Here is a 16476-nt window from a genome sequence, read left to right as displayed (position 1 = left end):
TGTCACCGCCCGCAGGTCTCCCCGCGGGCGGCGGCGACGCGATACCGTGGCGTTCCTTTTCCCCCACATGATCCTCGTGGCCGCACTGGAGGTTCCGTGGTACAGGCGTACATCCTGATCCAGACGGAGGTCGGCAAGGCGTCGGCCGTCGCCGGGACGATCCGGGGGCTGCCCGGGGTCATCCAGGCCGAGGACGTGACGGGTCCCTATGACGTCATCGTCCGTGCCGAGTCCGACTCCGTGGACGAGCTGGGCCGCATGGTGGTCGCCCGGGTCCAGCAGGTGGAGGGCATCACCCGGACCCTGACCTGCCCCGTCGTCCATCTCTAGCCCCCGACTACGCTGTGCCGGTGAACTCCTCTCGTCACCGGCTCCTCGGCCTGTCCGCGTCCGCCCTGCTGATCGTCGCCGCGGGCTGCTCCTCCGGTGACGGCAGCGCGGCGGTGGCGGTTCCGAGCCCGGACGCGTCGGTCGCCGGGATGTGCCAGAACCTGGACGAGGCGCTGCCGCCGACGGTGGACGGCCTGGAACGGAAGGATCCCACTCCCGCCTCCGCGTTGACGGCGGGCTGGGGAAACCCGCTGATCATACTGCGCTGCGGGGTGCCCCGGCCGCCCGAGATGGACGACCCGAAGGCCGACGGCGTGGAGGTCGACGGGGTGGGCTGGATGCTGAGCGAGCGGGACGACGGGGGCTTCCGGTTCACCACGACCCTGCGCGAGGCGTACGTCGAGGTGTCGGTGCCCGAGGAGCGGGTCCCGGACGGGATGGCTCCGCTGGTCGACCTGGCCCCGGCCGTGAAGAAGGCGATCCCCGAGGGGATCGCCTCCTGAGCCGCCGGGCCCGCCCGGTCAGCGCAGGCCGGTGGAGCGCCGCAGCGCCGCCTGGATGAGCCGGTCCACCAGCTCCGGATAGGACACCCCGGTCGCCCGCCACATCTGCGGGTACATGGAGATCGGCGTGAAGCCGGGCATGGTGTTGATCTCGTTGATCACGAACTCCCCGTCCTCGGTGAGGAAGAAGTCCGCGCGCACCAGCCCCTCGCAGGAGGCCGCGTCGAAGGCCGCGACGGCGAGCCGCCGCACCTCGGCGGTCTCCTCCCCGGTCAGCGGGGCGGGGACCACACCGGGGGTGGAGTCGATGTACTTGGCCTCGAAGTCGTAGTAGGCGTGCGCGGCGGGCGGCGGGATCTCCGCGGGGACCGAGGCGCGCGGGCCGTCCTCGAACTCCAGCACCCCGCACTCGATCTCGCGTCCGCGCAGGGCGGCCTCGACGAGGATCTTCGGGTCGTGGCGCCGGGCCTCCTCGATGGCCGCGTCGAGGCCCTCGGGGCCGTCGACCTTGGTGATGCCGATGGAGGAGCCCGCGCGGGCGGGCTTCACGAAGAGCGGCCAGCCGTGCTCGCCGGCGAACTCCGCGATGCGGCGGCGGGCACCGTCGCGGTCCCGGTCCCATTCGCGGGGCCGGACCACCAGGTACGGGCCGACCTTCAGCCCGTAGGAGGTGAACACCCGCTTCATGTACTCCTTGTCCTGGCCGACGGCGGAGGCCAGGACGCCCGAGCCGACGTACGGCACCCCGGACAGCTCCAGCAGGCCCTGGAGGGTGCCGTCCTCCCCGTAGGGGCCGTGCAGGACGGGGAAGACGACGTCGACCTCGCCGAGCGCCTTGGGCACCGCACCGGGTTCGGTGTAGACGACCTCGCGGTCGGCGGGGTCGACGGGGAGCACCACGGTGCCCTCGGTGGACTCCGCGAGCTGGTCGACGCTGGGGGTGCGGCGCTCGGCGATCGCCATGCGTTCGGGCTCGTCGGCGGTGAGCGCCCAGCGGCCGTCCTGGGTGATGCCGATCGGCAGGACGTCGTAGGCCGTCCGGTCGATGGCCGCGAGGACGGCGCCGGCGGTGACCACGGAGATGCCGTGCTCGGAGCTGCGCCCGCCGAACACGACGGCCACCCGCGGCCTGCGGGGCGGCTGTTCGGGGCTCTGGGGGAGGTTCTCGGTGCTCATATCGGGTCGAGAGTACCCGCCCCGGGGGCCCGGGGTACCCGTCGGCCGGGCCGCGCGGCGCGGGCCGTCACCGGGTTGGCGTCCCCGGCGCGGCCCGCGTCGCTCAGCGTCGTTCGGGCTTCGCGCTGCGCGACATCAGCTCCTTGACGGCGGCCACCGGGGACTTGCCCCGGTGCACGATGGCGACGACCGTCTCGGTGATCGGCATGTCGACGCCGTGCCGCCGGGCCAGATCGAGCACCGACTGGCAGGACTTGACGCCCTCGGCGGTCTGCCGGGTGACCGCGATGGTCTCCTCCAGGGTCATGCCCCTGCCGAGGTTGGTGCCGAAGGTGTGGTTCCGGGAGAGCGGGGAGGAACAGGTGGCCACCAGGTCGCCGAGCCCGGCCAGCCCGGAGAAGGTCAGCGGGTCGGCGCCGAGGGCGACGCCGAGGCGGGTGGTCTCGGCGAGGCCGCGGGTGATGAGGGAGCCCTTGGCGTTGTCGCCCAGGCCCATGCCGTCCGCGATCCCGACGGCCAGCCCGATGACGTTCTTGACGGCGCCGCCGAGTTCGCAGCCGGTCACGTCGGTGTTGGTGTACGGGCGGAAGTAGGGCGTGTGGCAGGCGGTCTGGAGCCGCCGGGCGACGGCCTCGTCGGGGCAGGCGACGACGGCGGCGGCCGGCATGCGGGCGGCGATCTCACGGGCCAGGTTGGGGCCGGTGACCACGGCGACGCGGTCGGCGCCGACCCCGGCGACGTCCTCGATCACCTCGCTCATCCGCATCGCGGAGCCGAGTTCGACGCCCTTCATCAGGGAGACCAGGACGGTGCCGGGCGCGAGCAGCGGCTTCCACTCGGCCAGGTTGGCGCGGAGCGTCTGGGAGGGCACGGCGAGGACGGTGAAGTCGGCGCCGCGCGCGGCCTCGGCGGCGTCGGTGGTGGCCCGCAGGTTCCGGGGCAGCTCGATGCCGGGCAGGTAGTCGGGGTTGACCCGGGTGGAGTTGACGGCCTCGGCGAGGGCGGCCCGGCGCCCCCAGAGGGTCACCTCGCACCCGGCGTCGGCGAGGACCATGCCGAAGGCGGTGCCCCAGGACCCGGTGCCGAACACGGCCGCCCTGAGCGGCGCCGCCGCCGGGGCGGTCCCGGCCGCCGGCCGGGGGTCCGGGTCGGCGGGGGCGGATTCCCGTCCGCTGTCGGGCCCGTTCACGCGCCCCGCCCTTCCGCCCGCTGCTCCCGGGCACCGGTCTCCGTCTGCGCCCGGGTGCGGCGCCGCTGCTCGATCCGCTCCCGGCGCGGGTCGTAGGGGGTCTCGGGGGCCCGCTCACCGCGGACCTCCTCCAGGAGGGCGGTGATGGCGGCCATGATGACCTCCGTCGCCTCCTTGAGGACCTCCGCGGTCATCTCGCGGTCGTAGAAGCGCGACAGGTCCACCGGCGGGCCGGCCAGCACCCGGTGGGTCTTGCGGGGCAGCAGGCTCGGCTTCTTCGCGTACGGCGGCAGGATCTCGTTGCAGCCCCACTGGGCGACGGGGACGACCGGGCACTTGGTCTGCAGGGCGACGCGCGCGGCACCGGTCTTGGCCGTCATGGGCCAGCCGTCGGGGTCGCGGGTGAGGGTGCCCTCGGGGTAGAAGGCGACGCACTCGCCGCGCTCCACGGCGTCGATGGCGGCCCGGAAGGCGCTCAGCGCGTCCGTGGACTCGCGGTAGACGGGGATCTGCCCGGTGCCGCGCATGGCGGCGCCGACGAGGCCCTTCCGGAAGAGCCCGCTCTTCGCGAGGAATCGCGGCACGCGGCCGGTGTTGTACTGGTAGTGCGCGTACGCGAAGGGGTCGATGTGGGAATTGTGGTTCACGGCGGTGATGAATCCGCCGTCGGCCGGAATGTTCTCCATTCCCCGCCAGTCCCGCTTGATCAGAACCACCAGCGGCGGTTTGCAGATCACCGCGGCGAAGCGGTACCAGAAGCCGATTCTGCGGCGGGGCACGCGAACACCTTTCTTCCATGGCCTGGGGTCGGACAAGTGTCGCCCGGGGCCGCCCGTGTGTCGAGGACACCGTACGCCCCGCGCCGTGGAGCGCCGGGGGCCCAGGTCGGAATGGCGCGACGAGAAGAGGACGGAACGCTCGTGCAGTGGACCCTGGTCGTACCCGTGAAGGCCCTGGAGCGGGCCAAGAGCAGACTCTCGGACACCGCGGGGGACGGGCTCCGGCCGGGTCTGGCGCTGGCCTTCGCGCAGGACACCGTGAGCGCGGCGCTGGCCTGTCCGGCGGTGGCGGATGTGGCGGTCGTCACCGAGGACCGCCGGGCGGGCCGGGCGCTGGCGGCGCTGGGCGCGGGGATCGTCGCGGAGGAACCGGGCGGCGGGCTGAACGCGGCGCTGGCGCGGGGGGCCGCGGCGGTGCGGGCCGTCCGGCCCCGGCGCCCGGTGGCGGCGCTGAACGCCGACCTCCCGGCGCTGCGCCCCGGGGAATTGGCCCGGGTGCTGGCGGCGGCGGGACAATTCCCGCGCGCTTTTCTCCCGGATGCGGCGGAAATCGGCACCACCCTGCTGACGGCGGCCCCCGGCCGGGAATTGGCCCCGGCTTTCGGCGGGGATTCGCGGGCCCGGCACCGGGCCTCGGGCGCGCGGGAGCTGCTCCTGGCGTCGGTCGACTCGGTGCGCCGGGACGTGGACACCGGCGCCGATCTGCGGGCGGCGCTGACGCTCGGGGTGGGTCCCCATACGGCCGCGGTGGCCGCGCGGTTGCCGATCACCGGGCAGTAGGCTGCGGGCATGCAGGCGACCGCGTACACGTACGACCCCGACAGCCGCAGCGGGCAGGTGCTGCTCGACGACGGCACGCCCGTGCCGTTCGACGCGGCGGCCTTCGACGCGGGCGGGCTGCGGCTGCTGCGGCCCGGTCAGCGGGTGCGCGTGGAGACCGAGGGGGCGGGCGCGGAGCGCCGGATCACCCTGGTGACGCTGCAGACGTTCTGAGCGGCTCCCCGGGCCGTTCCACGACGCCGCGGGCCGGACTCCGGTGGGGAGTCCGGCCCGGCGCGTGAATGCCCTGTGCCCGTGCGCCGCGTCCGTCCGGCGCGTCCGCCCGCGCGGTCCCCCGACCGTGCGTGGCGTCCGTGCGGGATGCGGCTGCGGGGTGCCGCTACTTCTTGCGGGCGGTGGCCTTCTTGGCGGTGGTCTTGCGGGCCGTCGACTTCTTGGCGGGCGCCTTGGTGGCCGTGACCTTCTTGGCGGGGGCCTTCTTGGCCGCCGTCTTCTTCGCCGCCGCCGCGGTGGTCTTGGCCGCGGTCTTCTTGGCGGTGGTCTTCTTCGCCGCGGCCGCCGCCGTCTTCGCCGTGCCCGCGGTCTTCTTGGCGGTGGCCTTCTTCGCCGCCGCGGTGGTGGTGGCCTTGCGGGCCGTGGCCGCCTTCTTGGCCGCGCCCGTGGCCTTCTTGGCGGCGGCCTTCTTGCCCGCGGCCTTGGCGATGGTGGGTGAGGGGCCGGAGAGGCTGCCCTTGGGGGCCTTCTTGACCGCGATGTCGTTCTTCGGAAGCTTCTTCGACCCGCTCACCAGGTCCTTGAAGCCCTGGCCCGCACGGAAGCGGGGCACGGAGGTCTTCTTGACCCGAACCCGCTCCCCCGTCTGGGGATTGCGGGCGTAGCGGGCCGGACGCTCGACCTTCTCGAAGGAGCCGAAGCCGGTGACCGAGACCCGGTCGCCCGCGACCACCGCGCGGACGAGGGCGTCCAGGACCGCGTCGACGGCGTCGGCGGCCTGCTGCCGTCCTCCCAGCTTGTCGGCAATCGCTTCTACGAGCTGCGCCTTGTTCACGTCTTCCCCTTCGGAACTTCGCCAGAACGAATGTGTTCAAGCTATTTCGCACGTTAGGCAGATATATACCGCAAATCAAACACGAAACGGGCTAATCACCCTTGTGCCGCAACGGACTCGGTCGGCCCGGACCGTTCAGCGTTCCTCTTCGGGGAATCGCCCCGCGTCGAGGTCCGCTGTGAACCGGTCCAGACGCCGCACCGCGCCGGCCAGATCGTGTTTGGCCGCGGCCGTAATGACCAGCAGCTTCCGGGTCAGCGCCATCCGTACGCCCTCCGGGACTTGCAGTGCGCGCACTCTTGTGTGCGCCTCTTTCAGCCGGACCGCGACCGCCGCGTAGAGCTGGAGTTGGCCGTCGTGGTCCATGCACAGATTGTGCCATCTAGGGCGAGTTGTCACCTGCGCAGGGGGCAACTCCCGCCCGGCGAGCCCTTTCCGACCCCTCCGGAGGACACCGTTCCAGCCTCCGCCTACCCGGCCAACCAGGCCCGTAACCTGCGGAGTTGGCGTCCCGGAGGGGCGTCCGGCGGGCGGACCGGGGCAGAAAAAAGGCTGTACCCCCGATCGGTCCGATCGGGGGTACAGCGGGTGTGTCGGGTGGCCGAAAAGCGACCGTGGTCAGACGGGGAGGGTCCGCGGCTTGTACGAGGGGCGCCGGGACTCGTACGCGGCGATGTCCTCCTCGTTCTGGAGGGTGATCGAGATGTCGTCCAGCCCGTTCAGCAGCCGCCAGCGGGAGTTCTCGTCCAGCTCGAAGGCGGCGGTGACGCCCTCGGCGCGCACCTCGCGGGCCTCCAGGTCGACGGTGATCTCGGCCTGCGGGTCGGCCTCGGTGACCGCCCAGAGGGCCTCCACGGTCCCCTGGTCCAGGACGACCGTGAGCAGACCGTTCTTCAGCGAGTTCCCGCGGAAGATGTCGGCGAAGCGGGAGGAGATCACGGTCTTGAAGCCGTAGTTCTGCAGGGCCCAGACCGCGTGCTCGCGGGAGGAGCCGGTGCCGAAGTCGGGTCCGGCGACCAGGACGGAGGCGCCCTGCCGCTCGGGGCGGTTGAGGACGAACTCCGGGTCCTTGCGCCAGGCCTCGAACAGCCCGTCCTCGAACCCGTCCCGGGTCACCTTCTTGAGCCAGTGGGCGGGGATGATCTGGTCGGTGTCGACGTTGCTGCGGCGCAGCGGGACGGCCCGGCCGGTGTGGGTGGTGAAGGCTTCCATGACTCTCAGACTCCAGCGGGCGTGGGGACGTCGGCGGCGGACAGGTCGGCCGGGGAGGCCAGGTGGCCCAGCACCGCCGTCGCGGCGGCGACCTGCGGCGAGACCAGATGGGTACGGCCGCCCTTGCCCTGCCGCCCCTCGAAGTTGCGGTTGGAGGTGGAGGCGGAGCGCTCACCGGGGGCGAGCTGGTCCGGGTTCATGCCCAGGCACATCGAGCAGCCCGCGTGCCGCCACTCGGCGCCGGCCTCCTTGAAGACCGCGTCCAGCCCCTCGGAGACGGCCTGGAGGCCCACCCGGGCGGAGCCGGGGACGACCAGCATGCGTACGCCGTCGGCGACTTTGCGGTCCCGGACGATCTCGGCGGCGGCGCGCAGGTCCTCGATGCGGCCGTTGGTGCAGGAGCCGACGAAGACGGTGTCCACGGCGATGGACCGCAGCGGCTGCCCGGCCTCCAACCCCATGTACTCCAGGGCCTTTTCGGCGGCCAGGCGCTCCGAGTCGTCCTCGTAGGAGGCCGGGTCCGGCACGGCGGCGGACAGCGGCGCGCCCTGGCCCGGGTTGGTGCCCCAGGTGACGAACGGCGACAGTTCGGCGGCCTCGATGACGACCTCGGCGTCGAACTCGGCGTCGTCGTCGGTGCGCAGCGTGCTCCAGTAGGCGACGGCCTCGTCCCAGTCGGCGCCCTCGGGGGCGTGCGCGCGGCCCTTGAGGTAGGCGAAGGTGGTCTCGTCGGGGGCGATCATGCCCGCGCGGGCACCGGCCTCGATGGACATGTTGCAGATGGTCATGCGGGCCTCCATCGAGAGCTTCTCGATGGCCTCGCCCCGGTACTCCAGGATGTAGCCCTGGCCGCCGCCGGTGCCGATGCGGGCGATGATCGCCAGGATCAGGTCCTTGGCCGTGACGCCCTCGGGCAGCTCGCCGTTCACGGTGATCGCCATGGTCCTCGGACGGACCAGCGGGAGCGTCTGGGTGGCCAGCACGTGCTCGACCTGGGAGGTGCCGATGCCGAACGCCAGCGCGCCGAAGGCACCGTGCGTGGAGGTGTGCGAGTCGCCGCAGACCACGGTGGTGCCGGGCTGGGTCAGGCCGAGCTGGGGGCCGACGACGTGCACCACGCCCTGCTCGATGTCGCCCAGCGGGTGCAGCCGGACGCCGAACTCCGCGCAGTTCTTGCGCAGCGTCTCCAGCTGGGCCCGGGAGACCGGGTCCGCGATGGGCTTGTCGATGTCGAGCGTGGGGGTGTTGTGGTCCTCGGTGGCGATGGTCAGGTCGAGCCGCCGCACCGGCCGGCCGCCCTTGCGGAGGCCGTCGAAGGCCTGCGGGCTGGTCACCTCGTGCAGCAGGTGCAGATCGATGAAGAGGAGGTCGGGCTCGCCCTCGGCGCGCCGGACGACGTGGTCGTCCCAGACCTTCTCCGCGAGTGTCCTACCCATCGCTTTCCCTCCGGCCGGCGACGAGGCGCCGACCCAACTAGAGATTCTGAGGAAGCGGCGCCCCCACCCCTGGAATCCGGGCGACCGCCACGGGGCCCGCACGTCCGGGGCCCCTGTGCCTTCGTGCCCTCCAGAGTGGCGTGTTCCACGGAAAATTGAACTTGCGTTTCACAGAGTGAGACGCGAGTATCGTTGCATGGACAACAGTAGCGGCGTCGGCGTTCTGGACAAGGCGGCCCTCGTCCTCAGCGCTCTGGAGTCCGGTCCGGCCACCCTCGCGGGTCTGGTCGGTGCCACCGGACTGGCACGACCCACGGCCCACCGCCTGGCCGTGGCACTGGAACACCACCGTATGGTGGCGCGCGACATGCAGGGCCGCTTCATCCTCGGTCCGCGCCTGGCCGAGCTGGCCGCGGCGGCGGGCGAGGACCGCCTGCTCGCCACGGCGGGCCCGGTCCTCACCCATCTGCGCGACATCACGGGCGAGAGCGCCCAGCTCTACCGCCGCCAGGGCGACATGCGCATCTGCGTGGCCGCCGCCGAGCGGCTGTCGGGGCTGCGGGACACGGTCCCGGTGGGCTCGACGCTCACCATGAAGGCCGGGTCCTCGGCGCAGATCCTCATGGCCTGGGAGGAGCCGGAGCGGCTGCACCGGGGGCTCCAGGGCGCCCGCTTCACGGCGACGGCCCTGTCGGGCGTGCGGCGCCGCGGCTGGGCGCAGTCCATCGGCGAGCGGGAGCCCGGCGTCGCCTCGGTCTCCGCGCCGGTGCGGGGCCCCTCCAACCGCGTGGTGGCCGCCGTGTCGGTCTCCGGCCCCATCGAGCGTCTGTCGCGCCACCCGGGGCGGATGCACGCGCAGGCGGTCATCGACGCCGCCGGGCGCCTCTCCGAGGCGCTGCGCCGCAACGGCTGATCCCCCTTCCTCCGGTACCCGGTCACCCAGGGCCCGCCTCAACGCCGCGGCGGGCCCGGCGCGACCGGGTTCTTCTTTTGCCCCGCCCCCCTCGGTGGCGCACGCGGACGCACCGGCCCCGCCCCCCGATGCCCCACCCGGCACCGCCCGATCCCGCCCCCAGGCCGCCACGGCGGTCCAGCGGCGCTCCCCCCGGACCGGCGCCCCGCACCCGCGCGTCCGCCCGCCCGCCGCTGGAGACGCTCCGTCCTCAGCTCTCCGCCGGGGACGCCCCCGCCCCGGGAGCCGTCCGCCGGGGCGCCCGGTGGGCCAGCCGCTCCGCCGCGCTCCGGCCGCGCCGCTCGACGGGCACCTGGCCGTGGGCCGCCGCGAGCCCGAAGGGCGGCATGTCGACGTAGACCGACTCGTGGGAGCCCTCCGGGACGAGGTACGTCTCGTGCCAGAGCCCCACGTGCCCCCGCCCCGCCGCCTGCCGCCGCCGGCGGTTGAAGTCCGTCCAGGCCGGGTGGTGGGTCAGGCCGGGCGCGTGGGCGTAGGCGCGCAGCTTCTCCCCGGACTCCCAGTACTGGACGAGGTAGAGGACCCGGGGCGAGCCCATCAGCAGGACGTGGCCGAGCAGCCCGCTGTCCGGGTCCGCGGCCAGTTCGCGCAGCATCCGCGGCATGGCCAGGAAGACCGGCAGCCAGTGGCGCACGGCCCGGAAGCGGTTGATCCGCATGCCGATGAGCAGGACGGCCACGTCCCCCTCGGTGTCCGCGGTGGTCCGGCCCGCGGTGACGGACGTGCCGTGCATGGGGTCCCCCTGTCGTCGGTGAGCGGCACTCTCCAAGTGCCCGTGTTTGGATAGTGCCCCTATCCATGAGGGAGGCGCAAGGGATGCGGCTGTCCGTACTGAGCGAGCGGAGCGGGATCTCCACCGCGACCATCAAGTACTACCTGCGGGAGGGCCTGCTGCCGCCGGGCCGGCCGGTCAACGCGACGACGGCCGAGTACGACGAGGGGCATCTGCGGCGGCTGCGGCTGGTGCGGGCGCTGATCCAGGTGGGCGGGGTGCCGGTGGCGACGGCGCGCGAGGTGCTCGGGTACGTCGACGACGACTCGCTGGACCACCGGGCCCGGCTGGGCGGGGCCATGTGGGCGCTGCCCCAGGACACCGGGCCGGCCGGGCCGGACGAGGAGGACCCGGCGGCGGCGTCGGCGCGGGCGGAGGTGGACCGGCTGCTGGAGCTGCTGGGCTGGGAGTGCGCGCGCGGTTCGGCCGCCGTCTCCCCGGCGCACCGTTCGCTGGTGGCGGCGGTGGCGGCGCTGCGGCGGCTGGAGTACCCGTGGGACGCGGAACGGATGGCGCCCTACGCGGAGTTGATGCGCGAGGTGGCCCGGCGCGACCTGGACTTCATGGAGACGTACGGGTCGGTGGCGGAGCGGACGGAGGTGGCGGTGGCGGCGGCGGTGCTGTTCCCGCCGGCCCTGCTGGCGCTGCACCGGCTGGCGCAGCAGGAGGAGACCTCGCGGCGCTACGGCACGGGGTGAGGGCCGCGCGGCGGCGCGCGGGAACGGGCCGCACGGCGGCGGGGCGACAGGCCCTCGCGATGGCGCCCGGGAACGGCGAAGGGGCCCTCCGTGACTGGAGGGCCCCTTCGGACCGTGTACCCCCGACCGGATTCGAACCGGCGCTACCGCCTTGAGAGGGCGGCGTGCTAGGCCGCTACACAACGGGGGCCTGGACTCTGCGTTTCCGCAGGTCCGAGCTGGTCTACCTGGACTCGAACCAAGACTAACTGAACCAGAATCAGTCGTGCTGCCAATTACACCATAGACCAATGATGGTTTAGACCAGTCAGTACCCCCGACCGGATTCGAACCGGCGCTACCGCCTTGAGAGGGCGGCGTGCTAGGCCGCTACACAACGGGGGCCCTAGCGATCCTGCATCGAGAGCGGCGGGAGCTACCCGGACCGCCCTCGCGGGAAGGATCTGTACCCCCGACCGGATTCGAACCGGCGCTACCGCCTTGAGAGGGCGGCGTGCTAGGCCGCTACACAACGGGGGCTTTGCGGAGAGAGGATCTCCACGGCGCAGATGAGCTCTGCGAGCTGGCCTACCTGGACTCGAACCAAGACTAACTGAACCAGAATCAGTCGTGCTGCCAATTACACCATAGGCCACTGAAACGCAAGCCCCTGAGGACCTTTTGTTCCTGTCTTGCACCTCCGGTTCCGGCCTTTCGGCCCGCTCCCCGGCGGCGCAGGAAGAACATTACCCGAAGGTGGACGGCGCTCCAAAACGAGTTCCGGTGCGCAGCAGCGCGGGCAGTTCGGCCAGTGACGCGATGCGGTGGTGACCGGACGGCGCCTCCGGGCCGGCGGACCGGCCGCCCCGGTCGATCCACACCGACAGCAGTCCGGCCTCGGCCGCGCCCCTGCCGTCGATCTCCGGGTGGTCGCCGACGTAGGCCACCCGGTCCGGGGCGAGGCCGAGCGCGTCGCAGGCGGCGAGGAAGGCCCCCGCCTCCGGCTTGGAGACGCCCAGCTCGGCCGCGCACAGGATGGCCTCGAAGCGGTCGTGGACGCCGAGCACGCGCAGCTTGCGGTCCTGGACCGTGAGGCTGGAGTTGGAGAGCACGGCGTGCCGGTGGCTGGCCGCCAGGTCGTCCAGGACGGGCAGGACGTCCGGGAAGAGCGCCCAGGCGGCCTCGTAGTGGGTGACGTACCGGTCGAACCACGCGTCGGCCTCGGCGTCCGTCAGTCCGGGCGAGCCGAGGAAGACCCGGGTGCGGTCGCGCCGCTGTGTGACGAAGTCCACCTCGCGGGCGGCGAACCGGGCCCACTGCCGGTCGGTGATCTCCCGCCACCGCGCCAGCGCCTCGTCCGCCGAGTCGTACCCGGCGAGCAGCCCCTCGGCCGCGAGGTGCTCGCGCATCCCCCGGCGGTCGGCGGTGGTGTAGTCGAACAGGGTGTCGTCGATGTCCCAGACCACGGCTTCGATCGGCATGGCACCCAGCCTAGGGTCTTTCGTTCGGATCCGGCCTGATCCGAACGAGAGGCCCTAAGCGGCCCCGGGCCCGGGGGGCACGGCTCCCGGGAGCCGGACCTCCGCGTACACCGTCTTGCCCGGCCCGCCCTCCGCGCGCGGGGAGACGCCCCAGCGCTCGGCGAGGGCGTCGACCAGCCAGAGGCCGCGCCCCGACTCGGCGTACGGGCCGGGCGGCGCGGCGGAGGGCTCCGGCGGCACCCGGTCGTCCCGGGTGTCGGTCACCTCGACCCGCACCAGCCGCCCCGGCCCGTCCAGCGTCAGGCGGAGCCTGAAGTCGCGGCCCGGCACCCGTCCGTGCGTCACCGCGTTGGCGGCCAGTTCGCCGACGACCAGGGTCACGGTGTCGTTCGGCTCCGAGTCGTACGGGTGCCCCCAGACGGCGAGGCGGTGCGCGGCGAGCCTGCGCGCCAGCCGGGCGCCGCGCGGCGTCGCGCTGAAGCGCATGTGGAACTCCCCGGCGGACACGGGGCGTCGGCGGGTCTCCACGGAAGGGTGCGTTTCTGTCGTCATGGGCCCGAGCGTGGCCGGACGCGCGTACGTTGACCAGCGACGACATCCCTACACAGCGTGGCTGTGCGACTGCGGTGGGTCTTCTGTCGGGGTCGGTGGTGAGACGGGTGCTGGAGGCGAGACCATGACACAGGTTCCGGAGCAGACCGCCGTGCGGCGGAGCGAGGACCCGGCCGACGAACTGCTGCGGTCGTTCGGCCGGCAGGTCAAGATCCTGCGGGAGCGGGCCGGGCACACCCAGGCGGCGCTGGGGCAGTTGCTGGGCTACAGCGAGGCGCAGATCGCGGCCATCGAGCAGGGGCGGCGGATCGCCCGCCCCAACGCCATCGACAGGCTCGACCAACTGCTGGAGGCCGGGGGCATCCTGCTCGCGATGAAGCGGCCGGTGGCGCTGACCCGCTACCCGGCGTTCTTCCGCGACGCGGCGCGGATCGAGGAGGAAGCGGTCGAGTTCCACGCGTACGCCGTCCTCGCGATCCCGGGGCTCCTCCAGACCGAGGAGTACGCGAGGACGATGTTCGCCTCGTGGCGTCCACGGCGCAGCGAGCGGGAGACCGAGCAGATGGTCTCCGCCCGGATGACCCGGCACAAGATCTTCGACCGCGCCCCCGCCCCCACCCTGAGCTTCGTCATCGAGGAGTCCGTACTGGAACGGCCCTACGGCGACGCGGAAGTGCTCCGGGGACAGCTCGAACACTTGCGTCTCGTCGCGGAAAACCCGAACGTGGAGATCCAGGTGATGCCGACCCGGACCACCGACCACCCGGGTGCGGCCGGTCCGTTCACGCTGATGACGCCGGAGGGCGGGGACCAGGTGGCGTACATCGAGAGCCAGGACCGCGGCCAGGTGATCACCGACAAGGAGTCCGTACGCGGCATGGCCGTGCGGTATGGAATCCTGCGAGCCCAGGCGCTGTCCCCTGACGAGTCCCTGCGCCACATCGAGAAGTTGCTGCGAGGAGAGCTATGAACACCGAGCGGTCCGAAGTCCCTTCCCTCCGCTGGTTCAAGAGCAGCTACAGCAGTGGCGCCGGCGGCGAGTGCGTGGAGGTCGCCCCGGCCCCCGCCGCCGTCCACGTCCGCGACTCCAAGACCCCGGCGCACGGCACCCTCACCGTCCGCCCGGACACCTGGACCGCCTTCCTCGGCCTCACCCGGCAGGGCTGACCGAGGACGCGGAAGGGGCGGCGCCCGTTGGCCGGGGGCCGCCCCTCACGCGCGCCGGGTCAGACGCTCCGCGTCACGCCGCCAGCTTCGCCAGGGCCGCGTCCACGCGGGACAGCGCCTTCTCCTTGCCCAGGATCTCCAGGGACTCGAAGAGCGGCAGGCCGACGGTGCGGCCGGTGACGGCGACGCGGACGGGGGCCTGCGCCTTGCCGAGCTTGAGGCCGTGCGCCTCGCCCGCGGCGAGGACCGCCTCCTTGAGGGACTCGGGCGACGTCCAGTCCGCCGCGTCGAGCTTCTCGCGGGCGGTGCGCAGCAGGGCGTCCGAGCCCTCCTTCATCGCCTTGGCCCAGCTCGCCTCGTCGAGGACCGGCTCCGGCAGGAACAGGAAGTCGACGTTCTCGGTGATCTCGGAGAGCACCTTCAGCCGGGTCTGCGCGTGCGGCGCGACCGCCTGCCACTTGGCCTCGTCGAAGTCCTCCGGGGCCCAGGGGGCCGCGGGGGCGGTCAGCCAGGGGCGGCAGCGCTCGGTGAAGTCCTTCACGTCGAGCATCCGGATGTGGTCGGCGTTGACCGCCTCGCACTTCTTCAGATCGAAGCGCGCCGGGTTGGGGTTGACGTCGGCGACGTCGAAGGCGGCCACCATCTCGTCGATGGAGAAGATGTCCTGGTCGGCGGAGAAGGACCAGCCGAGCAGCGAGAGGTAGTTCAGCAGGCCCTCGGGGAGGAAGCCGCGCTCGCGGTAGAGGTTGAGGCTCGCCTGCGGGTCGCGCTTGGAGAGCTTCTTGTTGCCCTCGCCCATCACGTACGGCAGGTGCCCGAAGGCGGGCATCCCCTTGGCCACGCCCAGCTCGATCAGCGCCTGGTACAGGGCGATCTGGCGCGGGGTGGAGGAGAGCAGGTCCTCGCCGCGCAGGACGTGGGTGATCTCCATGAGGGCGTCGTCGACGGGGTTGACGAGCGTGTAGAGCGGGGCCCCGTTGGCGCGGACGATGCCGTAGTCCGGGACGTTCTCCGGGAGGTAGGTGATCTCGCCGCGGACGAGGTCGGTGAAGGTGATCGCCTCGTCGGGCATCCGGAACCGGACGATGGGCTCGCGGCCCTGCGCCACGTACGCCTCCACCCGCTCGGCGCTCAGCTCGCGGCAGTGCCCGTCGTAGCCGGAGGGCTTGCCGGCGGCGCGGGCGGCCTCGCGGCGGGTGTCCAGCTCCTCCTGGGAGCAGTAGCAGTGGTAGGCGTGGCCGGCGTCCAGGAGCCTGCGGGCGACGTCGGCGTAGACGTCCATGCGCTGCGACTGGCGGTAGGGCGCGTGGGGGCCGCCGATCTCGGGGCCCTCGTCCCAGTCGAAGCCCAGCCAGCGCATCGCGTCCAGCAGTTGCCCGTAGGACTCCTCGGAGTCGCGGGCCGCGTCGGTGTCCTCGATGCGGAAGACCAGGGTGCCCTCGTTGTGCCGGGCGAACGCCCAGTTGAACAGGGCGGTGCGGACCAGGCCCACGTGGGGGTTGCCGGTGGGGGACGGACAGAAACGGACGCGTACGGGAGTGCCGGGTGCGCTAGCCACGCTTGACAACCTTGTTGGTGAGAGTGCCGATGCCTTCGATGGTGACGGCGACTTCGTCGCCGACGTGGAGGGGGCCGACACCGGAGGGGGTGCCGGTGAGGATGACATCACCCGGGAGGAGCGTCATCGCCTCGGAGATGTTGACGATGAGGTCCTCGACCGGGTGGATCATCTCGCTGGTGCGGCCGAGCTGGCGCTGCTCGCCGTTGACCGTGAGCCGGATGGCCAGGTCGGAGGGGTCGAGGTCGGTCTCCACCCAGGGGCCCAGGGGGCAGGAGGTGTCGAAGCCCTTGGCGCGGGCCCACTGCTTCTCCCGGCGCTGGACGTCGCGGGCGGTGACGTCGTTGGCGCAGGTGTAGCCGAGGACGACGTCCTTGACCCGCTCGCGCGGGACCTCGCGGCACATGCGCTTGATGACGACGGCCAGTTCGGCCTCGTGGTGCAGCTCCTCGCTGTACGCGGGGTACTGGACGGCGTCGCCGGGGCCGATGACCGAGGTGGACGGCTTGAAGAAGGCGAACGGGACGTCGGGCACCGCGTTGTCCAGCTCATGGGCGTGCTCGGCGTAGTTGCGCCCGTAGGCGACGACCTTGTTCGGCAGGACCGGCGGCAGCAGCCGCACCTTGCTCAGCGGCACCTTGGTGCCGGACAGCTCGAAGTCCGCGAAGGGGATGCCCTTGATGATGTCGAGGACCAGCTCGTCGGGCTGGTCGCCCTCGACCGCGCCGAACGCGACGTTGCCGTCGATGGAGAACCTGGCGATGCGCACGGGTGGTGTCGCCCCTTGACTGGACCGGCTGGAGTCTGAGCCTCCAGGCTAACGCGGCAGGGGCCGCGGCCCGC

General features: G+C 72.5%; 20 protein-coding genes and 5 tRNA genes. 8 read left to right on the top strand and 17 right to left on the bottom strand.

The features are described from left to right. Nucleotides 1-96 precede the first annotated feature (96 nt). Together GTY84_RS08505 and GTY84_RS08500 are read left to right on the top strand one after the other, a co-directional pair. Complete coding sequence (locus GTY84_RS08505) at nt 97-330, top strand: Lrp/AsnC ligand binding domain-containing protein (RefSeq protein WP_161225526.1); 234 nt, start codon at nt 97-99, stop codon at nt 328-330. A 20-nt stretch (nt 331-350) separates the two neighbouring features. After that, the gene (locus GTY84_RS08500) at nt 351-833 is read left to right on the top strand and encodes a DUF3515 domain-containing protein (protein ID WP_161225525.1); all 483 of its coding nucleotides are present in this window, start codon (nt 351-353) and stop codon (nt 831-833) included. Between the two features lie 18 nt (nt 834-851). Here GTY84_RS08500 and GTY84_RS08495 read toward each other — a convergent pair whose 3' ends face one another. The 3 genes from GTY84_RS08495 to GTY84_RS08485 form a co-directional block, all read right to left on the bottom strand. Continuing rightward, nucleotides 852-2009 (bottom strand): D-alanine--D-alanine ligase family protein, encoded by a 1158-nt coding sequence (locus GTY84_RS08495; protein ID WP_161225524.1) that lies wholly within the window; start codon nt 2007-2009, stop codon nt 852-854. Between the two features lie 103 nt (nt 2010-2112). Beyond that, nucleotides 2113-3099 (bottom strand): NAD(P)H-dependent glycerol-3-phosphate dehydrogenase, encoded by a 987-nt coding sequence (locus GTY84_RS08490; protein WP_161225574.1) that lies wholly within the window; start codon nt 3097-3099, stop codon nt 2113-2115. A gap of 95 nt (nt 3100-3194) precedes the next feature. Next, the gene (locus GTY84_RS08485; RefSeq protein WP_161225523.1) at nt 3195-3977 is read right to left on the bottom strand and encodes a lysophospholipid acyltransferase family protein; all 783 of its coding nucleotides are present in this window, start codon (nt 3975-3977) and stop codon (nt 3195-3197) included. Between the two features lie 141 nt (nt 3978-4118). Here GTY84_RS08485 and cofC point away from each other — a divergent pair, with 141 nt between their 5' ends. Together cofC and GTY84_RS08475 are read left to right on the top strand one after the other, a co-directional pair. After that, entirely contained in the window at nt 4119-4757 is a 639-nt protein-coding gene (gene cofC, locus GTY84_RS08480; RefSeq protein WP_161225573.1) for a 2-phospho-L-lactate guanylyltransferase, read from the top strand. 9 nt (nt 4758-4766) lie between these two features. Next, on the top strand, nt 4767-4970 hold the full coding sequence (locus tag GTY84_RS08475; RefSeq protein WP_161225522.1) for a hypothetical protein: 204 nt from the start codon (nt 4767-4769) through the stop codon (nt 4968-4970). A gap of 166 nt (nt 4971-5136) precedes the next feature. Here the strand turns inward: GTY84_RS08475 and GTY84_RS08470 are convergent, their stop codons facing one another. The 4 genes from GTY84_RS08470 to leuC form a co-directional block, all read right to left on the bottom strand. Further along, the gene (locus tag GTY84_RS08470) at nt 5137-5805 is read right to left on the bottom strand and encodes an HU family DNA-binding protein (RefSeq protein WP_161225521.1); all 669 of its coding nucleotides are present in this window, start codon (nt 5803-5805) and stop codon (nt 5137-5139) included. A 135-nt stretch (nt 5806-5940) separates the two neighbouring features. After that, a complete protein-coding gene (locus GTY84_RS08465; protein WP_161225520.1) occupies nt 5941-6171 on the bottom strand; it encodes a hypothetical protein in 231 nt (76 codons plus the stop codon). A 252-nt stretch (nt 6172-6423) separates the two neighbouring features. Next, the gene (leuD, locus tag GTY84_RS08460) at nt 6424-7017 is read right to left on the bottom strand and encodes a 3-isopropylmalate dehydratase small subunit (RefSeq protein ID WP_161225519.1); all 594 of its coding nucleotides are present in this window, start codon (nt 7015-7017) and stop codon (nt 6424-6426) included. Between the two features lie 5 nt (nt 7018-7022). Further along, nucleotides 7023-8453, bottom strand: coding sequence for a 3-isopropylmalate dehydratase large subunit (gene leuC, locus GTY84_RS08455; protein ID WP_161225518.1), 1431 nt, complete (start codon nt 8451-8453; stop codon nt 7023-7025). A 196-nt stretch (nt 8454-8649) separates the two neighbouring features. Between leuC and ndgR the strand changes: the two genes are divergently transcribed. After that, a complete protein-coding gene (ndgR, locus tag GTY84_RS08450; protein ID WP_161225517.1) occupies nt 8650-9366 on the top strand; it encodes an IclR family transcriptional regulator NdgR in 717 nt (238 codons plus the stop codon). Nucleotides 9367-9616: 250 nt separating this feature from the next. Here the strand turns inward: ndgR and GTY84_RS08445 are convergent, their stop codons facing one another. Continuing rightward, complete coding sequence (locus tag GTY84_RS08445) at nt 9617-10159, bottom strand: DUF4188 domain-containing protein (RefSeq protein ID WP_161225516.1); 543 nt, start codon at nt 10157-10159, stop codon at nt 9617-9619. Between the two features lie 83 nt (nt 10160-10242). On the opposite strand from GTY84_RS08445, the gene GTY84_RS08440 reads away from it, so the two are divergent. Next, a complete protein-coding gene (locus tag GTY84_RS08440) occupies nt 10243-10896 on the top strand; it encodes a MerR family transcriptional regulator (protein ID WP_161225572.1) in 654 nt (217 codons plus the stop codon). Nucleotides 10897-11013: 117 nt separating this feature from the next. On the opposite strand, the gene GTY84_RS08435 is transcribed toward GTY84_RS08440, so the two are convergent. The 7 genes from GTY84_RS08435 to GTY84_RS08405 all read right to left on the bottom strand — a co-directional run bounded on the left by GTY84_RS08435 (nt 11014) and on the right by GTY84_RS08405 (nt 12908). Next, nucleotides 11014-11086: transfer RNA gene (locus GTY84_RS08435), tRNA-Glu, on the bottom strand. Between the two features lie 28 nt (nt 11087-11114). Continuing rightward, a tRNA-Gln gene (locus GTY84_RS08430) sits at nt 11115-11186 on the bottom strand. Nucleotides 11187-11207: 21 nt separating this feature from the next. Further along, a tRNA-Glu gene (locus GTY84_RS08425) sits at nt 11208-11280 on the bottom strand. A 62-nt stretch (nt 11281-11342) separates the two neighbouring features. Next, a tRNA-Glu gene (locus GTY84_RS08420) sits at nt 11343-11415 on the bottom strand. 43 nt (nt 11416-11458) lie between these two features. Next, nucleotides 11459-11530, bottom strand: a tRNA-Gln gene (locus tag GTY84_RS08415). Nucleotides 11531-11621: 91 nt separating this feature from the next. Continuing rightward, the gene (locus tag GTY84_RS08410) at nt 11622-12356 is read right to left on the bottom strand and encodes an HAD family hydrolase (protein WP_161225515.1); all 735 of its coding nucleotides are present in this window, start codon (nt 12354-12356) and stop codon (nt 11622-11624) included. 54 nt (nt 12357-12410) lie between these two features. Next, a complete protein-coding gene (locus tag GTY84_RS08405; RefSeq protein WP_161225514.1) occupies nt 12411-12908 on the bottom strand; it encodes an ATP-binding protein in 498 nt (165 codons plus the stop codon). A gap of 124 nt (nt 12909-13032) precedes the next feature. On the opposite strand from GTY84_RS08405, the gene GTY84_RS08400 reads away from it, so the two are divergent. Together GTY84_RS08400 and GTY84_RS08395 are read left to right on the top strand one after the other, a co-directional pair. Further along, nucleotides 13033-13878 carry a helix-turn-helix transcriptional regulator gene (locus tag GTY84_RS08400; RefSeq protein ID WP_161225513.1) on the top strand — a complete coding sequence of 282 codons (846 nt, stop codon included), beginning with the start codon at nt 13033-13035 and terminating at the stop codon, nt 13876-13878. Continuing rightward, complete coding sequence (locus tag GTY84_RS08395) at nt 13875-14075, top strand: DUF397 domain-containing protein (protein ID WP_161225512.1); 201 nt, start codon at nt 13875-13877, stop codon at nt 14073-14075. Before GTY84_RS08400 ends, GTY84_RS08395 begins: the two co-directional genes overlap by 4 nt. 73 nt (nt 14076-14148) lie before the next feature. On the opposite strand, the gene gltX is transcribed toward GTY84_RS08395, so the two are convergent. Together gltX and GTY84_RS08385 are read right to left on the bottom strand one after the other, a co-directional pair. Continuing rightward, the gene (gene gltX, locus GTY84_RS08390) at nt 14149-15633 is read right to left on the bottom strand and encodes a glutamate--tRNA ligase (protein WP_161225511.1); all 1485 of its coding nucleotides are present in this window, start codon (nt 15631-15633) and stop codon (nt 14149-14151) included. Further along, nucleotides 15626-16402, bottom strand: coding sequence for a fumarylacetoacetate hydrolase family protein (locus GTY84_RS08385; RefSeq protein ID WP_161225510.1), 777 nt, complete (start codon nt 16400-16402; stop codon nt 15626-15628). Before GTY84_RS08385 ends, gltX begins: the two co-directional genes overlap by 8 nt. Nucleotides 16403-16476 lie beyond the last annotated feature (74 nt).

The sequence above is a fragment of the Streptomyces sp. SID8352 genome (assembly GCF_009862265.1).
Classification (GTDB): Bacteria; Actinomycetota; Actinomycetes; order Streptomycetales; family Streptomycetaceae; genus Streptomyces.
The sequence above is the reverse complement of the archived record's forward strand: the minus strand, read 5'-3'. Positions and strand labels throughout refer to the sequence as shown.